Annotated in this window: 13 protein-coding genes; 9 read left to right on the plus strand and 4 right to left on the minus strand. The window is 55.6% G+C overall.

All coding sequences use genetic code 11. The features are described 5' to 3' along the window. Positions 1-8: 8 nt before the first annotated feature. Together HPC62_RS10505 and HPC62_RS10510 are read right to left on the minus strand one after the other, a co-directional pair. The gene (locus HPC62_RS10505; protein ID WP_172355459.1) at positions 9-296 is read right to left on the minus strand and encodes a hypothetical protein; all 288 of its coding nucleotides are present in this window, start codon (positions 294-296) and stop codon (positions 9-11) included. Positions 297-811: 515 nt separating this feature from the next. Next, positions 812-1024: a hypothetical protein gene (locus HPC62_RS10510; protein ID WP_172355461.1), complete on the minus strand. Its 213-nt coding sequence runs from the start codon at positions 1022-1024 to the stop codon at positions 812-814. 110 nt (positions 1025-1134) lie between these two features. Here HPC62_RS10510 and HPC62_RS10515 point away from each other — a divergent pair, with 110 nt between their 5' ends. The 8 genes from HPC62_RS10515 (at position 1135) to HPC62_RS10550 (ending at position 13199) form a co-directional block, all read left to right on the plus strand. Further along, the gene (locus tag HPC62_RS10515) at positions 1135-1722 is read left to right on the plus strand and encodes a protein-tyrosine phosphatase family protein (protein WP_172355463.1); all 588 of its coding nucleotides are present in this window, start codon (positions 1135-1137) and stop codon (positions 1720-1722) included. 690 nt (positions 1723-2412) lie between these two features. Beyond that, on the plus strand, positions 2413-7434 hold the full coding sequence (locus tag HPC62_RS10520) for an Ig-like domain-containing protein (protein WP_172355465.1): 5022 nt from the start codon (positions 2413-2415) through the stop codon (positions 7432-7434). Positions 7435-7621: 187 nt separating this feature from the next. Continuing rightward, positions 7622-8458, plus strand: a complete 837-nt coding sequence (modA, locus tag HPC62_RS10525) for a molybdate ABC transporter substrate-binding protein (RefSeq protein ID WP_172355467.1) — start codon at positions 7622-7624, stop codon at positions 8456-8458. Next, positions 8455-9243: a molybdate ABC transporter permease subunit gene (gene modB, locus HPC62_RS10530; RefSeq protein WP_172355469.1), complete on the plus strand. Its 789-nt coding sequence runs from the start codon at positions 8455-8457 to the stop codon at positions 9241-9243. Before modA (HPC62_RS10525) ends, modB begins: the two co-directional genes overlap by 4 nt. Beyond that, positions 9176-10261, plus strand: coding sequence for a sulfate/molybdate ABC transporter ATP-binding protein (locus HPC62_RS10535; protein WP_172355471.1), 1086 nt, complete (start codon positions 9176-9178; stop codon positions 10259-10261). The genes modB and HPC62_RS10535 overlap by 68 nt, the downstream gene beginning before the upstream one ends. Positions 10262-10270: 9 nt before the next feature. Beyond that, complete coding sequence (gene modA / locus HPC62_RS10540; protein ID WP_172355473.1) at positions 10271-11056, plus strand: molybdate ABC transporter substrate-binding protein; 786 nt, start codon at positions 10271-10273, stop codon at positions 11054-11056. Between the two features lie 123 nt (positions 11057-11179). Further along, entirely contained in the window at positions 11180-12337 is a 1158-nt protein-coding gene (locus HPC62_RS10545; protein ID WP_172355475.1) for a substrate-binding domain-containing protein, read from the plus strand. A 49-nt stretch (positions 12338-12386) separates the two neighbouring features. After that, positions 12387-13199, plus strand: a complete 813-nt coding sequence (locus HPC62_RS10550) for a 4'-phosphopantetheinyl transferase family protein (protein ID WP_172355477.1) — start codon at positions 12387-12389, stop codon at positions 13197-13199. Here HPC62_RS10550 and HPC62_RS10555 read toward each other — a convergent pair. Beyond that, a complete protein-coding gene (locus HPC62_RS10555; protein WP_172355479.1) occupies positions 13180-14976 on the minus strand; it encodes an aconitase/3-isopropylmalate dehydratase large subunit family protein in 1797 nt (598 codons plus the stop codon). The two genes, HPC62_RS10550 and HPC62_RS10555, sit on opposite strands and share 20 nt — an antisense overlap. Positions 14977-14991: 15 nt before the next feature. Continuing rightward, on the minus strand, positions 14992-16050 hold the full coding sequence (gene leuB / locus HPC62_RS10560) for a 3-isopropylmalate dehydrogenase (protein WP_172358890.1): 1059 nt from the start codon (positions 16048-16050) through the stop codon (positions 14992-14994). A gap of 414 nt (positions 16051-16464) precedes the next feature. Here leuB and HPC62_RS10565 point away from each other — a divergent pair, with 414 nt between their 5' ends. Beyond that, positions 16465-17328: an alpha/beta hydrolase gene (locus tag HPC62_RS10565; RefSeq protein ID WP_172355481.1), complete on the plus strand. Its 864-nt coding sequence runs from the start codon at positions 16465-16467 to the stop codon at positions 17326-17328. Positions 17329-17400: the final 72 nt, after the last annotated feature.

Below are 17400 nucleotides of genomic sequence, written 5' to 3' on the forward strand. Positions count from 1 at the left end.
TTCAACTGTTATGAACGGTTGAGCAGATTCTTTATGGCATCCTGTTGAGCATTATTGTGATGCCAGTTAGTCCAAACTAAAGTATTTCTGGAACCGCCACTAATAGGGCCGCCAATGCCTACAAAGGCTGAGGAGGCTGTGGTGGATTGGATAATGCGGGCAAAAACTTGACCATTTTGTGCGCGTGCAAAAATGCCATCGATAAAGACGGCTGCACCACCCCCTAGTCCAATACTGCTGCTGCGTTGTCCAGAGACGCGAATAGAGTTGCGGGATAGTCGATAGGTGCCGACCACAGGAAAGAGGTCATCGCGGACGATAGTACCGATTCCTCTGGGGGTAAAACGAAATAGCCGATTGCTAAAAAATTCCCAAATACCACCAACTTGAGACTGGCGTAGTCGAGTCGCAGAACCAACGCCCTGAATGCTGCGGATTCTGAGTGGCGCACTGCCGAGAAAGGCCCCAACCAGGCGAACATTTCTAGTCGCTGGTCGAGTGCTTTGGGGGCTTAGTGTATCTGGCCTTGAGGCACGAGCGGTTGTGCGATGCAGGGATGGACTTGGGACAGCAGGCAGTGTTGTAAAAGTTAGCGGAGAAGCTTGAGCAATTTCTGAGGACGTGTTTTGGGACAAAGGGGTTTTTAGTGTAGACATGGCTATAGACACGGCAAATATGGGTTAATAATGACGAACTCTTGAGCTAGATGGAATTGCTGGAGACTATTTGGAATTGCGAAACTCCTAGTATCTTATAGGTGATTTTTTTGTGAAAAGATTTTTTATAGGCTTTCTTTCGTTTTTTGAAGGGTCTATTCAGTTGGGCGGCGGAGCGATTTCAGCCACTTCAGCAGCGAGATGGGCAGCGAAATGGGCGAGAGCAGCGTGGCAACAATTAGCACTAGCCAAGATAGAGAGTCTGTTTTGGGGGTTGAAGGGTCTTTTAGGAAAATGGATAGGTAAACGGTGAAGGCGATCGCCGAAAGTACAAGATAAGCGGTTAAAACGTGAGAAACGTGAACCATGTGAGTTTGAGTGGGAGCAGAAAACGGTTCCTGATACGGAGCCAGTAGCCTTGAAGGTTGAACTAGAATCGGCGCTGATTTTATAGAGGCATCCAATAGAGGCATCCGCAATGGGCAAGGGGATCTTGAAAACACTGCGATCGCGACAGGGGCTTGTCCTAAAAACAGGGCGATCGCCCTACCGCTCTATCCAGTCCTCCACTACGCTCATCCGCCAAACCCAGATTTGCTGGATTTTGCCCAACCGTCTGGCCCTTGGTGCGCTCCCGAAACCAGACTACGCTGGCATCCTCGCTGCTGCCAACGTAGAGGTGGTGCTGTCATTCTGTGCCGAAGCAGAAGGGCCGCTGCCGCAAGCGATTGCAGAAAAATTCCACTGTCAGCGATATATTCTGCCAAATCAATCCTACTTGGTTCCGCTTCAGGTTCAACACTTTGAGGTGGCGACAGAACTGCTGCATCAGCACCTCCGCCGCCAGCGCCCGGTCTACGTCTACTGTCGGCGGGGAATAGAGCGATCGCCCTTGGTGTGTGCCGCCTATTTGTGCCGCTATCATCAGCTAGAGGTGTGGGAAGCGCTGCGCTACGTTCAGCAGGTGCAGGCGATCGCAGCACCCACCAGCGCACAAATCAAAATATTGCAGGCATTTGTCAGCCAAAGTTCAAAATTCCCAGATCCTACTCAGATCTCCGTGTAGGCAGCGGGCCTGGAAGTCTGTCAAGGGCAGTTTGCCGAGAATGTGGCAGCAAAAATGGCTCCGAAACTTTACGGATTTGCCGCTTAAACTGCTTAGAAATTCCGCAATATTTCGGAATCCAAGCCAACAGGAAGTGCCTTTAGTCTTAAAAGTTTTGCTATTTTTAGCGTTCAATGAGCCTCTGGACTTCGGACGTAAATTTACTGAAAATTTGTGGCTTGAGTCGTTCAATATTTCGCAACATGGGGAATACTTTGTTTACAAATGCAATTTGGCAGTTTCAGGCTGCTCTGTGAACGAGTTCACTCCCAGTTTGAAATCCAAGCTTAAGACCCATATAATCCGGCGAAGCCATCGTTAGAGGCAATATGCATTAAGGCAGCGAATTTAGGGATAAAACGCCAGACAGTCCCAAGAACGAACTTTAGGCTTCGACTATTAGTTTGACTATTAAATGGTTTGAGGTTACGTCTAACGCTCTTCTAATGATTCATGAAGCCTTACTTTTCGCGGATTCCTTTTGGTTTCTTAATTTTACAGGCTTATCGCTGATTCAGACACAAAGCGTCTGATTGATTCAGGCTTCAAAAGTATTTGAGTGGGGTTATTCGGGGCGATCGCCCTTGTTTTTTGTGCCGCGATTTTCGCACATCCGATTTCGTGTATCTATCCATCTACCTCTGTCCAGCTATGTCTCCTATCACCTGCTGTGCCACCGTCGTTTTTGTTGATGCAGCTACGCCAGATTATCAAACCCTAATTGCTGGCATCCATCCCGATATTGACGTTCAAATTCTCGACCCTGGGCAAGATGGAATTCAGCAAATTACCGACTATCTAGCAGGGCGCAGCAACATCAGCAGCGTCCACATTATCTCCCACGGCAGCACAGGCAGCCTCCATCTCGGCTCCACCGTGCTAAATCGCAGCACCCTGGCACACTACAGCACGTTCCTGCAATCCTGGTCTGCGGCGCTGACGGAAGATGCCGATATCCTGCTCTACGGCTGCAACATTGCCAGTGGCGAGGGCAGCGCGTTTGTGCAGCAGCTAGCCGCCCTCACAGGAGCCAATCTCGCAGCCTCAACGAACCTCACAGGCAGTGCTGCCCTCGGCGGCGACTGGGCGCTAGAGTACACCACAGGCAGCATCGAAGCAAGCAATCCTTTCAACGCGGATGCCCTCAACTCTTACAAAGGGATTCTGCCTGCGATTCCGACGGGCAGCATTGTCGTGCTGCGAACTGGCGACGGCAGCGCCCTGCTGACCAATGCAGCCACTGCTGTTTTTTTGGATGTATACGATACGAGTGGCAGCCTGCTGCAATCCATCGCCATGCCAACTACGGTTGATGGCAGCAACCGACGATTGACCCTGAGTGGCACAGCAGATTTAGAAGGGGGATTAAGTCTCTCAACAGATGGTCGATACCTGGTTTTAGCAGGCTATGACGCGAGTGTTGGCACTCTGGCGATCGCCAGCACCACCAGCACAGCAGTCAACCGAGTGATTGCTCGCGTTGATATGAACGGGACGGTAGATACCTCCACACATCTGACCAGTAGTTTTAGTGGGAATAGTGTTCGGAGTGTTGCTTCCGTAGATGGCAGCAGCTTTTGGGTCGCTGGAGTATCTAGCAATAACACAGGCGGGATTCACTATGTACCCTACGGCGACACAGGAACGCGGCTGACCACGGTGGATGGTGCAGTCCGGAGTGTGGGAATCTTCGATGGGCGTTTGTATACCACAGCGGGCAGTTCGACTAGCCCCACCCATGTCGGACTAAATACTATTGGCACTGGATTACCCGAAAGCGGATCTATCCCAATTACAGCGGTTCCTGGCACATCAAGCGGCAACTCCCCGTTTGAATTTGTCCTGCTGGACCGGGATGCAACGGTTGCAGGAGTTGACACGCTTTATATTGCAGATCGAAGTCCGGATGCATCAGGAGGCGGAATCCGGAAGTATTCCTTTGATGGCACAACCTGGACACTGCGCCAGCGGCTCGTCGGTCAATTCAGCGGTTTGACAGGTCAAGTTGTCGGCAGCACGGTTGAACTGTATGCCACGCGAGGGAATGGAGCAAATAACTCGCTGGTTCGGATTGTAGACACGGCTGCTTTTAACGCTGATATCAATGCAACATTAACCGTCCTGGCAACGGCTGGGGCAAACCAGGTTTTTCGGGGGGTGGCGTTTTCGCCGAGCGCAGTGGTGAACCAGCCACCCGTTGCGAATGATGGCACGTTAACCACAGATGAAGATACAGCATTTTCGGGAACCCTGTCTGGGTCAGATCCGGAGGGGGCGGCGCTGACCTATAGCATCGTGAATCAGCCCGCTAGTGGCACGGTGACCCTCACAGATGCGGCAACTGGAGCGTACATATTTACACCAAATGCAAACTTTAATGGCGGTGACTCATTTACGTTTAGCGTGAATGATGGCGTGAATGACTCTGGCACAGCAACTGTCACGATTACTGTCAATCCAGTGAACGATGCGCCGACGGCCGCTGGTGTGATTGTGACTACTAATGAGGATGAGGCCGTGTCGGGCTTTTTGCTTGGCGCAGATGTAGATGGGGATATGCTGACGTATGAGATTGTCACGGCTCCAACAAAAGGATCTGTCACGATTACGAATGCGGCAACCGGAGCCTTTACCTACACGCCAAACGCGGATGAGAACGGTGCGGATAGCTTTACCTACCGGGTATTTGATGGGATGGTGTATTCCAGTCCAGCGACGGTAACAGTGGCGATCGCCCCCATTAACGATGCCCCTACCGCTTCTAGCCTGAGCATTACGACCGATGAAGATGTGGCGACTTCAGGCTTTTTGCTGGGTGCGGATGTGGATGGGGATGCGCTCAGCTACGAGATTGTGACGGCTCCGACCAAGGGCGTGGTGACGATTACGAACGCGGCTACAGGAGCCTTTACCTACACGCCAAATACAAACGCGAATGGGGCAGATAGCTTCACCTATCGCGTGTTTGACGGAACGGTTTACTCGACCGCAGCAACGGTGGCGATCGCCATTACGCCCATCAACGACGCGCCGACGGCGACAGGCGTGATCGTAACGATGGATGAGGATGTACCGACTTCGGGCTTTTTGCTGGGCACGGATGTAGACGGAGATGCGCTCAGCTACGAGATTGTGACGGCTCCGACCAAGGGCGTGGTGACGATTACGAACGCGGCTACAGGAGCCTTTACCTACACGCCGAATGCCGATGCGAACGGGGCAGATAGCTTTACCTACCGCGTGTTTGACGGAACGGTGTATTCCAACACGGCGACGGTGACCGTGGCGATCGCCCCCATTAACGATGCGCCCGTCGCCACCGATGGCAGCCTGACCACAACGAGGAATCAGCCTCAAAATGGAACCGTGGCGGCGGCCGATGTGGATGGCGACATGCTGACCTACAGCGTTGTGACTGGGCCAGCCAGCGGCACGCTAACCAGCTTTGACGCGGCGACTGGGGCGTTTACTTACCTGCCCAATGCGGGACACGTTGGGCCCGACAGTTTCTCCTTCCAGGCGAATGACGGCAGCGGGGCAGCCAATGCGCTCTCGAATGTGGCGACTGTGAGCATTGTGGTCAACTTTGGCAACAACGCCCCCGTAGCCAATGGCGACAGTTTGGTGACCAACGAAGATGCGGCAGTGCTAGGGACGCTCTCTGGCACAGATGGCGACAATGATCCGCTGATCTATGCGATCGCCACTGGGCCCAGCCAGGGAAGCATCACGGCGTTTGATCCCAACACGGGCGCATTCACCTACACGCCGAACCCCAATGCCAACGGCTCGGACAGCTTCTCATTCCGCGTGTTCGATGGATTTGAGGAATCAGAACCCGCAACCATCACCATTACCATCACCCCGGTCAATGATGCGCCCGTCGCCAATGCTGCAACGCTAAACACTCGGACGGGTAAAACCGAGGCGGGGGTACTGACGGCAACGGACGTGGAAGGCGATCCGCTGAGCTTCAGCATCGTTTCGGCTCCGACCAATGGCACGGTCACGATTATCAATGCACTGACGGGAGAATATACCTACACCCCCAACGCCGGATTTTCGGGCAGCGACAGCTTTACCTTTCGGGCAAACGATGGAACGGATGACTCCGCCCCCGCAACGGTCAGCATTACGGTTGCGCCCAACAGCGCCCCCGTTGCGACCAATGGCAGCCTCAATACCCGCGTTAATGCGGAAAGATCGGGGCGGCTTGTGGCCACCGATCCCGATGGCGACATCATCCGCTTTAGCATTGTGACTGCGCCCAGCTACGGGTCTGTGGTGATTACCAACACGGCAACAGGAACCTACACCTACACGCCCAATCCTGGCTATAGCGGGCCAGACAGTTTCGTTTTTCAAGTCACCGACGACGTATTCAATGCAACGGGCACCATTTCTGTGCTGGTGGCGGCCAACCAGGCCCCGGTGTTGACTGCACCCTTGCCGCGTCGCGGTGCCACCGAAAGGCTGCCGTTTGTGGCCCAGCTTCCGCTCACCGCCTTTGTTGATCCAGACGGGGATTCTTTGACCTACACCGCAACCCTGGCCAATGGTGCGCCGCTGCCCGCTTGGTTGACTTTTAATGCAGCAACTCGAACATTTTCGGGTACGCCTGCGAATGGGGATGTGGGCACGATTGCGCTGCGGGTTGTAGCGACCGATCCCAGTGGGGTGCAGGGTACGGGCACATTCACGCTGACGGTGCTGAATATTAACGATGCGCCAGTGCTGCAAAAGCCGATCGGGAATCGGACGGCAGTGGCGGGGCAGGGCTTTGGCCTGATGCTGGAGTCGGATACGTTTGTGGACATAGACGCAGGCGATGTACTGACCTATACGGCGAGTTTGAGCGACGGTCGTCCGCTGCCTGCGTGGCTAACGTTTGACCCCGTGACGCGCACCTTTAGCGGCACCCCTGCGGGCGGAAACGCAGGTAGCTATCGCATCGTTGTGCGGGCCACAGATCGTTCGGGCATGAGTGCGGTTGACGAATTTGATCTGCTGGTCAGGTCAGACAGTGGGTTGCCGCCGCAGGGCCCGAAGAAACTGAATCGGATGAAGGGGTCGCCCCGGCCGGATCGGATTCGTGGAACACGACGGGGCGATCGCATCGAGGGGTTTGACGGCAACGACGTGATCGAGGGTCTGGGTGGCGACGACTATATCTTGGGTGGCGCTGGCATCGATCGGCTCGTGGGCGGCGGCGGAAATGACACGCTGGTCGGCGGGCGCGGGGCGGACGTGCTAGTTGGGGGCGCGGGCAACGATGTGCTGATTGCGGGCGAAACGACTGATTTTCTGCGCGGATTCCAGGAGGCGACGGCAATCTGGGGGGCGATCGCCACAAATGTTCTGAAGGGCGGAAAGGGCAACGACCTGCTGGTGGGCGGTGGACGCAGCGATCTGATGATTGGAGGCGCGGGCCGCGATACGTTTGTCCTCGCCAAGCATGGTGGCGCTGATGTCATCCGAGATTTCAAAGTGGGCGTTGATGTCATCGGGCTGGCGAAGGGGTTGACCTTCCGCGAACTGCGGATTCAGCAGTTGAGCCAGGGGGCCCGCATCTGGCTAAATGGTTCGGATGAGGTGATTGCGGAACTGTCGGGCGTGCAGGCGAACAAGCTGACCGCTGCCAGCTTCGTGCCACTGACGCGGCTACCGCTTTAGCCCAATCATCCGGGGCTACTGTATCAGAATGGATGCTCTGGCCTCGCCCTGAGGCCGCCAAAATGGAATTTTTTCTAAATCTGCTGTTTTGACGACAGAATCTCATCTGGCTGCCGAGCAAGTATATTGGCATATTGTTAAGCTTACTTGCATTGCTGCTATCTTTGAATAGCAGAGGGGTCAGCCAATGGTCAGAAAAAGAGTCAGACGACAGAATTGGTTTTTGAGGTGGGCGTGGGTTGGGCTACTGGTAGGATTGTTGGGATCTTGCAATGTGGCTTCCAATGTGGCTCCTGAGTCGGCACTGCCCGTTGCACAGGAGCTAGTCACGCTGACGGTTTCAGCGGCGGCCGACCTAAACTACGTGTTTCCCGAAATTGGCAAGCAGTGGGAGGCGGAAACCGGACATCGGGTTACGTTTAACCTGGGTTCAACCGGACAATTGGCACAGCAAATTGAGCGGGGCGCACCCGTTGATTTATTTGCCGCAGCCAACCGGAAATTTATCGAAGATTTGGACGAGAAAGGGCTGATTCGATCCGAAACGAAGACGCTGTATGGCGTGGGGCGAATTTTGCTGTGGCAGAGAGCAGATAGTCCCCTGGATCTGAAAACCCTGCAAGACTTGACGAAGCCGGAGGTGACACGGGTTGCGATCGCCAATCCAGACCACGCGCCCTACGGGGTCGCCGCCCGCGAAGCGATGCAGTCTGCCGGGATTTGGGATGCGATTCAGCCCAAGCTGGTTTTTGGGGAAAACATTAAGCAAACCCAGCAGTATGCCGAAACGGGGAACGTGGAAGTGGCGATCGCCGCCCTTTCGATTAGCGTCGGCAAACCCGGAAAATGGACGCTGATTCCGGCGGAATTGCACCAGCCCTTGGAGCAGATGCTGGCCGTGCCCAAGTCCGCGCCGCATCCCGAACTGGCTCAGCAGTTTGCCGCATTTATTAATGGGGAGAAGGGTCGGCCCCTCATGAGAAAATACGGTTTCGTTTTGCCGGGAGAGGAGCTAGTCCTATGATTTTGCAGCCGTCGATCCTCTCTCTCCAGGTCACCTTGGTCGCCAGCGCTTTGATTCTGGTGTTTGGGCTAGGGTTGGGAATTTTTTTGGCGCGGGTGCAGTTTCGGGGACAGATTTTTGTGTCTACGTTGCTGAATTTGCCGCTGGTGCTGCCACCCAGCGTCGTGGGCTATTTTTTGCTGCTGGCTCTGGGACGCGGTAGCCCGATTAGGGAATGGCTGAAGATTGATTTGCTCTTCACTTGGCAGGCGGCGGCGATCGCCTCGGCGGTGGTAGCGCTGCCGCTGATGGTGGAATCGACCCGTGCGGCGATCGCCAACGTCAGCCCAGAGCTAGAGGCCGCCGCCCGCACGCTGGGTTCAACGGAGCCAGAAGTGCTGTGGCGGATTACCCTGCCGCTTGCCCATCGCGGCATTTTGGCGGGCTTTGGGCTGAGCGTGGCGCGGGGATTGGGAGAATTTGGCGCAACGCTGATGGTGGCAGGCAGTATCCCCGGCCGCACCCAGACCCTCCCCCTGGCAATTTACGATGCCGTGCAGATGCAGCGCTATGGGCTGGCAAATACGATGGTGCTGATAATGACGGCGATCGCCTTTGCTCTGTTGTGGTGGGTGCGGCACTTGGAGTCCAAACAATCTCCTTCGCAGTTGCCAATCGCAATTTGCTCAGAGATCGACTCAGAGATCGACTTAGAGATCAACTCAGAGGTCAACCCAGATGAGCCTATTGGTGGATATTCAGAAGCGGCTCCCCAGCTACACCCTGAACGTGGCCTTCAGCGCTGAACGAGAGCCACTCGGCATTTTGGGCGGGTCAGGATCGGGCAAAAGCATGACCCTCCGCTGCATCGCGGGCATTGAAACCCCTACCAGCGGCACCATCGTGCTGAACAATCGCATTCTCTACGACTCGCGCAAAGGCATTAACCTCCCCAGCCGCGATCGCCGCGTGGGGTTTCTGTTTCAAAACTATGCGTTGTTTCCGCATCTCACGGTTGCCCAAAACATCGCCTACGGACTGAGTAAGCGCCAGGGGTCAAAACAAGAAAAGCGAGAACTCGTCCAAACCGTCGAAGCGCAGCTTGGGCGCGTTCAGCTTGCCGGATTTGGAAACCGCTATCCTCATCAGCTTTCCGGCGGACAACAGCAGCGGGTTGCCTTAGCCCGCGCCCTAATCACTGAACCAGATCTGCTGCTGCTGGATGAACCCTTTTCCGCCCTGGATACTCACCTCCGCAGCGAGCTGGAAAAGCAGTTGATTAAAACTCTCTCGGGCTACCAGGGACTCACGCTGTTTGTTAGCCACAATCTGAACGAAGCCTACCGCATTTGTGAGCAACTGCTCGTTCTCTCCGCCGGAAAAGTGATTGCCAGCGGACAGAAACAGGATATCTTCGATCGCCCTGAAACCATGAGCGTTGCCCGGCTAACCGGATGTAAAAACTACTCCTGCATTCAGCCAATCAATCGACAAACGGTACGGGCGCTGGATTGGAACTGCACGCTTCAAATGGATGCTCCCATTGATGGCAGACATACACACATTGGCATCCGTGCCCATCACATCCGCTTTCTAGAAACGCCCCATCGCCCTAATACCTTCCCGGCTTGGCTAGCTTGGGCTAGCGAAACACCTCACCACATGACCCTATATCTCAAGCTTGGAGAGCCATCCAGCCATGCAGATGATTATCATCTCCAGGCTGAAGTTTTGAAAGAAAAGTGGGACGCGCTGAAACATCGGCCGCAGCCCTGGATCGCTTGTCTCGATGCCCAGAAACTACTCCTACTGAAAAACTTCTGAGGATAGATCATGAAACGCCCAAACTGGTTGACTTTCATCACTTGTGTATTGTTGAGTTTGATGCTTAGCGTCAGTTGTGCAACCCAGCCCCCCCTTGCGGAGCCTGTCGAGCTAACCGTTTCCTCTGCGATCGCACTCACGGAACCCCTAGAAGCCCTTAAGCCGCTCTACCAGGCCGAACACCCCAACATCACGATTACCTACAACTTTGGTGCATCAGGCGAACTGCGCCAGCAAATTCAGAGCGGTGCGCCCGTCGATATTTTTATATCAGCCGCTCAAAAAGACATGAATGACCTAGAGCAAGACGGTCTGCTGCTTCCAGAAACGCGCAATGACTTAGTGAAGAATCAAATCGTTCTTGTGGTTCCCAAAAACTCTACCGCAATTCAAAGCCTGCAAGATCTAACCCAAGAAAGCGTCAAGCGGATTGCAGTTGGAAACCCCGATACCGTACCCATTGGGCGGTACTCGGAAGAAGTTTTCAAGAACCTGAACCTGCTGGATCAGGTGAAGCCTAAGTTTGTATTTGGCAAGAACGTGCGCCAAGTTTTAGGCTATGTAGAATCTGGCAACGTCGATGCAGCCCTGGTTTGGGTTACGGATGCCAAAACAACAGATCAGGTCAACATTGTGGAGGCGATCCCCGAAAATCTTCACTCTCCGACGCTCTATCCCCTGGCCGTGATCCGTGCCAGCGTCCATCCCGATCAGGCGAAAGAATATGTCCAATTTTTGCTTAGCCCCAAGGCTGCAGAAGTATTCGAGAGCTTCGGCTTCACGCCAGTTTCCTAGTCCGGCATGATAGCTTGAGATCGGATGCTATCCCGAAGTGAAGACCATCTCGAAGTGAAACCTATCTTGAAGTAAAAACTATCTTGAAGTGAAAAGCAGCAAATTGCGTTCAGCTTAACAGCCGTGAAGCAAGACTCAGACCTTTGCAATAATCTGAAGCAAATCCGGCTGCGGCTGGGCATGAGCCAGCAAGACCTAGCGGCGATCGCCGGAGTGTCGCGCCAGACCATCGGCGGCGTAGAGGCAGGACAATACGCACCATCTACAACCGTGGCGCTGCGGCTAGCCGGGGCGCTGGGCTGCCAGGTCGAAGACCTGTTTTGGCTGGAGCAAGATGCGGTGGAGTTGGATGCAATCCCGATCCGGGACTTTCCGACGGATCAGGTAACCCGACTAAGCCTGGCCCGAGTGGGCGGCCAGTGGATTGCACACCCGCTGAAGGGGGGCACCGCCTTTCGGACAGAAATGGTGCCTGCGGACGGGGAAGGTCGCTACGATTCGACTACCCAAATGCTGCGCGTCCACCTGCTCGACGATCTGGAAAAGCTGCACCGCACAGTTGTCATCGCGGGCTGCACGCCAGCACTGTCGCTGTGGGCGCGGGCCGCCGAGCGATGGCATCCCGACCTGCGCGTACATTGGACGCTGGACAACAGCATGTGCGCCCTGGATCGGCTCTGTTGCGGAGAGGTGCATCTTGCAGGAATGCATCTCTACGATGCGGCCACGCAAGATCACAACGTTCCGTTTGTGAAAACTGCTCTGCAAACGCAAGCTGCCCTGCAAAATGTCTCTGCTGTGGTGATTAATTTGGGCAGTTGGGAAGAGGGGTTACTCATTCAGCCTGGAAACCCGCTGCATCTCAAAACGATTGAAGATCTGACTCGACCGGACGTAAAGATTGTGAATCGGGAAGCGGGGGCGGGTAGTCGGCAGGTGTTAGAGCGATCGCTCCAGGCAGCAGGCATTCCGCCGCAAGCGGTTCGGGGATTCGACACCCTGGCAGCGGGGCATCTGGAGGTGGCCAGGGCGATCGCCACTGGGCAGGCAAGCGCAGGCGTTAGCACTGCATCGGTTGCCGCAGCGTTTGGGCTAGAGTTCATCCCGCTGCATCACTCTCGCTATGATCTGGTAACGCTCCAATCCTATCTCGAAGAAGCGCCCGTGCAGCAGCTTTTGAGTACGCTGGGCCATCGTCGGGTTCTGTCGCAGCTACAAACGCTGGGCGGTTACGATACGAGTCAAACGGGGGATATTTTGAGTACCGTTATGTCTTCTTAAGTTCGTACATCTGCGACAGTATTTTGCATCCTGATTGAATCCGTCACTTATGTCTTTCACTGTTCCTAAAATTGCGGCAATCGCCCCCACTTGGCTATCATCTTCAGAGTCAGCAATCCTCTCTTCCGAAGACGTTCATCTGTGGCTCATGAATGTCGAAAGCTGTGCAGAAAGCCTGTTATTGTTTGAGCAAATCCTTTCACCCGATGAACACGCCAGAGCCGCAAAGTTTCGGCAAGAGGGCGATCGCACGCGATTCATCATCTGTCGGGGCACCCTGCGGTATCTGCTCAGTCGCTACACAGGTCTTTCTCCGGCTGCTATTCGCTTTTCCTACGACTCCTATGGCAAGCCGGTCTTTGCCCCGCCGTCTAGTGAAACTCCGCCGCTGCAATTCAACCTATCTCATGCTGGAGGGCTGGTGCTGTACGCTTTTACCCTTACCCACCCAATTGGCGTAGACCTAGAGCAGCACCGCCCGCTAGAGGTATCAGCCCTCGCCCGCACCTTTTTTTCAGAGGGAGAACGCGCTTTCCTGAGCAAATTTTCAACCGCCGAACAACTTGCTCAGTTCTTTCAACTCTGGACATGCAAAGAAGCATATCTGAAGGCGATCGGGCTGGGGCTGAGCGGGCTGGAGCAGGCTGAGATGGCGATCGCTCCTAACGGCTCAATTCGTGTCCCAGTATTCACTGATGCATCACCGTCTGATTCACACTGGCAGATTAAACCTATGTCGCTTGGTAATCATTTTTCTAGTGCGTTTGCAGTAAACAAGCCAGCTTTTAACCTGTATTGCTACCGTCTTTACACCGTGCAAGATCTGATACAACTTATTTCCCCTAGTCCAACTGACTGCTGATGTATCCCCGAATTGCAGAAACGGCCACCACTCGCGGCGAGGCTAGATAGTTATTCCCCGTGGGATCGCCGCTGCGCCCCTTGAAGTTGCGATTGGTGGCGTAGATGCCGTTCTCGCCCGCCTCCAAAACGCCCCTGCCCGCGTTGATGCAGGCTCCGCAGCCCGACTTGAGAATTGTTGCACCCGCCGCCTCTAAAATCTCCACATAGCCCAAGACCTCGGCCTGTTGCAGCACAGCTTGCGACGCAGGGACGACAAACAGGCTGACCTGGGGCGCAACTCGGTTCCCGTTTAGCACTGCCGCCGCTTCGGCCAGGTCATGCAATTTGCCGCCCGTGCAGGAGCCGATAAACGCCTTGGTGATGGGAACCCGCCCCAACTGGCTAATGCCCACGACCTGATCGGGCTTGGGCGGACAGGCGACTTGGGGTTCTAGATGGGTCAGGTCAAACGTGTAGGTGCGTTCGTATTCTGCATCCGCAGAACTGGCGATCGCCCTCCCCAGTTCTGCCATCACCTCATCATCCAGTCGTTCTTCTAAGTATTCGCTAGGGACTTCCCTCTGGCGTTCTGCTAGATACTCCCACGTCACTGCATCAGGCGCGATCAGTCCGCACAGCGCCCCACACTCCACTGCCATATTCGCCAGCGTCATCCGCTCGTCCATCGGCATTCGGGCGATCGCCCCGCCGCAAAACTCCAGCACCCGCCCGATCGCCCCGTCGCAGCCCAACTGCCCCAGCAAAAACAGCATGATATCTTTAGCGCTGATCTCTGGTGCAGGCGTTCCCTCCAGGCAGATTCGCAGCGTCGGCGGCACGCGCAGCCACAGGTCGCCCGTTGCCAGCAAATTTGCCATGTCCGTCGTGCCGATGCCCGTGGAAAAGCAGCCAAACGCGCCATAGGTGCAGCTATGGGAATCCGTCCCTGCGATCACCATGCCCGGCCGCACAAACCCCCGCTCTGGCAGCAGCACATGGCAAATGCCCGCCGCCTCTCCGGGCGACACCACATCCAGCAGGTGGCAGCCTTGCTCCTCGGCAAACTGAACCATTTGCTGATAAAGCAGGTCAGCTTTGGGGTCAACCCGAATGTCGTTGATTTGAATAAAATGATCCGCCACCAGCACCAGGCGATCGCGCTCCCAAATCCTTGCCGACTCACCGAAATGCTGGTAGAAAAGCTGTGCTACCCCAGCGGCGATCGCATCGTGGGACATCGCCAAATCCACTCTGGCAAACACCACCTCACCGGGCTGTACAAACGCATTGCCCGATGCCCGCGCCAGCAGCTTTTCTGCCATCGTCATGGGGCGGCGCGGCGTGTCGCTGGGCGGCAGGGCTATGTCTCCGCGCAATCGCTGCTGGTTAAAGGCAAACAGTCCGCCTGCCTGCGTAATCGCCGCCACAATCGGGTGAGATTCTGCTTCGCCTAAGTGCTTTAAGGGCAAACCGATATTGATGCTGTTGCGATAAAAAATATCGGCAAAGGATCGCGCCCGCACCTCGCGGATACCCGCCGCTTTTAGGGCGATCGCTGCGATTTCTCGACTGGAGCCACAGCCGAAGTTTGCGCCTGCTTCGATTACGTCATAATTCATGAGTTGATCGATACCGATAATGTGTTCCAGCGCATACCGTTTCAGATGCGCTGGGTCGAGATTGGTTCCTCGCTTTGCGGGAATAATATTATCCGTATTGATATCATCTCCCAGAGTTAAAACCTTCTCAGATTGATTCGTAGGATGATTCTCAGGATGATTCTCAGGTGTGTTCATAGGGATTTGAATGATTTAGCTTTTGAATTGGTTAGCTTTTGAATTGGTTAGCTGTTGAATCAGTTGCTCCGTGAAGGCTTTCGTATTCACAAACCGATCTTCTGGCGAGTCCACTAGGTCGGCTGTGCGATAGCCTGCCTCCAGCAGTTGCTCTTGGGCGATCGCCAGATGGGCCGCTGCGGTTCCCTCGTCCCACTGCCGCAACATTAACTCCACACTGGCCAGTGTCCCCATCGGATTGGCAATGCCCTTGCCTGCAATATCTGGCGCAGTGCCGTGAATCGCCTCGTACAGGCCAAAGCCGTCTGCGTTCAAGCTGGCAGACCCCAGTAGCCCAATCGACCCGGCGATCGCCCCGCCAATGTCGCTGAGGATGTCGCCAAACAGGTTGCCCGCCAAAATCACGTCAAACTGCTGCGGATTCATCACCAACTGCATCGCCAGATTGTCCACCAGCATGGGCACCAGCGCTACATCGGGAAACGCCGCCGCTTCTTCCTGCACGAGCCGCGTCCAGGGAAGGCAGGGCAGCGCATTTTCCTTGTGGGCGATCGCCAGTTTCTTGCGCCGCTGCTGGGCCTGCTGAAGCGCAACGCGGGCAATCCGCCGAATTTCGGAATCGGCATACTGCATTGTGTGAAAGCCGTAGGGGGCCGTCTCATCCACCCCGCGCCCCGACGGGCCAAAGTAAATGCCGCTGACTAGCTCTCGCACGAACAAAATGTCCACGCCGTCTAGCTTTTCCGGCTTGATCGACGAGCGATGCCGCAGACTTTTGACTGGGCGCACCGGGCGCAAATTGGCAAACAGGTCAAACTGCTTTCGCAACTCCAGCAAGCCCGCCTTTGACACCGCCCCGAATAAAATACCGTCTGCCCCCTCGCAGAGCCGCGCCGTCGCCTCCGGAAACCCTGTGCCAAACTGCTGTACGGCGGGTTCTCCCACCAGCCCATGCGTCACCCGCACCGAAAAGCCATGCAGCGTCGCCAAATGCGCCAGCACCGCCAGCGCCGCTTCTACGACCTCTGGGCCCACCCCTTCCCCTGGCAGTGCCACCAACCGATATTCTTGAATCCCCACAATCCCCACTTCCCACAGCGAACCTATGGATGATAATACGTCTGGCAGGAGATAGGAATCAGGGGTCAGGTTTTAGGGATCAGGATGATCTCAAATCCGGTTTATTGCTGGCGATCGCGGTGAGTAGGGCTGCGCTCCCTGGAGGTAGCAAGCTTTCCTAGGGTTGGCGATCGCGGCAGTGCTTAAAGAGCTTGTTTCAGTATCCGAGCCAGCAAGCCTTGGGGGAAGCTTTCCCCCAAAACCCCCGCTTGGGGGACGAAGCGCGTCCCCCAAACCCCCTCCGACCTCTGTTCTGCATAAGCATTAGGGATGGCGGGCCGTGCTTACGGCGGTCGGAGAGGGAGCTAGGACACTTGAAAGTCGTTCTGCCCTTGACCCCTGACCCCTGACTCCTGAAACCTACATCGGATGCGTTTTACGAAGACTAAGAGGCTCTATCGATTGTTGATCAGCATGGCGGCGCTGTACGTAGCGGCCTGTGGGCTGATGTGGGCGGGGCAGACGCGGCTGATTTTTCGTCCCGATGCTGACATTCGCACTACGCCGGATGCGGTAGGATTGCGCTACGAAACCGTCGATTTGCCCGTAGGGACGGGGCGGGTGCGCGGCTGGTGGATTGGCGCGAATCGGGACGACGCACCGACGGTGCTATATTTCCACGGCACAGGCAGCAATTTGGGGGATCTGCCTCGACTGGCAGCGCAGATTCATGAATTAGGCTGGGCGGCCTTTTTCATCGACTATCGCGGCTATGGGCAGAGCCAAGGCAGCTTTCCTAGCGAACAGTCGGTCTATGCCGATGCGATCGCCGCCCTCGACTACCTCACCCAAACCCGCCGCATTCCGCCACAGCGCATCGTGGTTATGGGAAGATCCATCGGAGGGGCGATCGCCCTCGACCTAGCAGCCCACAATCCCGACCTGGCCGCCCTGGTTGTCGAAAGCTCGTTTACCTCCATGCGAGACATGATCCGCTACTTTGTTCCTGTGCCGCTTTTGCCTGTGGATCTTTTGCTGCATCAGCGGTTTGATTCCCTGGCAAAAGTGCGATCGCTCCAGATGCCGCTGCTGGTGATCCACGGGACGGGCGATCGCGTCGTGCCTGTTCACATGGGGCAAGCGCTCTACGAGGCCGCGCCGCCGCCCAAGGAACTGCTGCTGATTCCCCAAGCGGGCCACAGCAATTTGCGACGAATCAACCGGACGCTGTATTTCCAGACGCTCCAGCGCTTCGTTACGCGCTACGCTGAGCCTGCTGCTGCCGGAATGTAGCGCCGCTATGCATCCAACCCCAAACCGATCTGTTGCCAGGTCTGTTGTCAGGAAATCGACACTGCCAAGCAA

Source organism: Thermoleptolyngbya sichuanensis A183, assembly GCF_013177315.1.
Classification (GTDB): domain Bacteria; phylum Cyanobacteriota; class Cyanobacteriia; order Elainellales; family Elainellaceae; genus Thermoleptolyngbya; species Thermoleptolyngbya sichuanensis.

What these genes read in the sequence shown, in the direction of transcription:
- HPC62_RS10550 (WP_172355477.1), top strand. Translation starts at nt 12,387, where the DNA reads ATGTCTTTCACTGTTCCTAAAATTGCGGCAATCGCCCCCACTTGGCTA.
- HPC62_RS10535 (WP_172355471.1), top strand. Translation starts at nt 9,176, where the DNA reads ATGAGCCTATTGGTGGATATTCAGAAGCGGCTCCCCAGCTACACCCTG.
- HPC62_RS10555 (WP_172355479.1), bottom strand. Translation starts at nt 14,976, where the DNA reads ATGAACACACCTGAGAATCATCCTGAGAATCATCCTACGAATCAATCT.
- HPC62_RS10510 (WP_172355461.1), bottom strand. Translation starts at nt 1,024, where the DNA reads ATGGTTCACGTTTCTCACGTTTTAACCGCTTATCTTGTACTTTCGGCG.
- HPC62_RS10515 (WP_172355463.1), top strand. Translation starts at nt 1,135, where the DNA reads ATGGGCAAGGGGATCTTGAAAACACTGCGATCGCGACAGGGGCTTGTC.
- HPC62_RS10520 (WP_172355465.1), top strand. Translation starts at nt 2,413, where the DNA reads ATGTCTCCTATCACCTGCTGTGCCACCGTCGTTTTTGTTGATGCAGCT.
- modA (WP_172355473.1), top strand. Translation starts at nt 10,271, where the DNA reads ATGAAACGCCCAAACTGGTTGACTTTCATCACTTGTGTATTGTTGAGT.
- modB (WP_172355469.1), top strand. Translation starts at nt 8,455, where the DNA reads ATGATTTTGCAGCCGTCGATCCTCTCTCTCCAGGTCACCTTGGTCGCC.
- modA (WP_172355467.1), top strand. Translation starts at nt 7,622, where the DNA reads ATGGTCAGAAAAAGAGTCAGACGACAGAATTGGTTTTTGAGGTGGGCG.
- HPC62_RS10565 (WP_172355481.1), top strand. Translation starts at nt 16,465, where the DNA reads ATGCGTTTTACGAAGACTAAGAGGCTCTATCGATTGTTGATCAGCATG.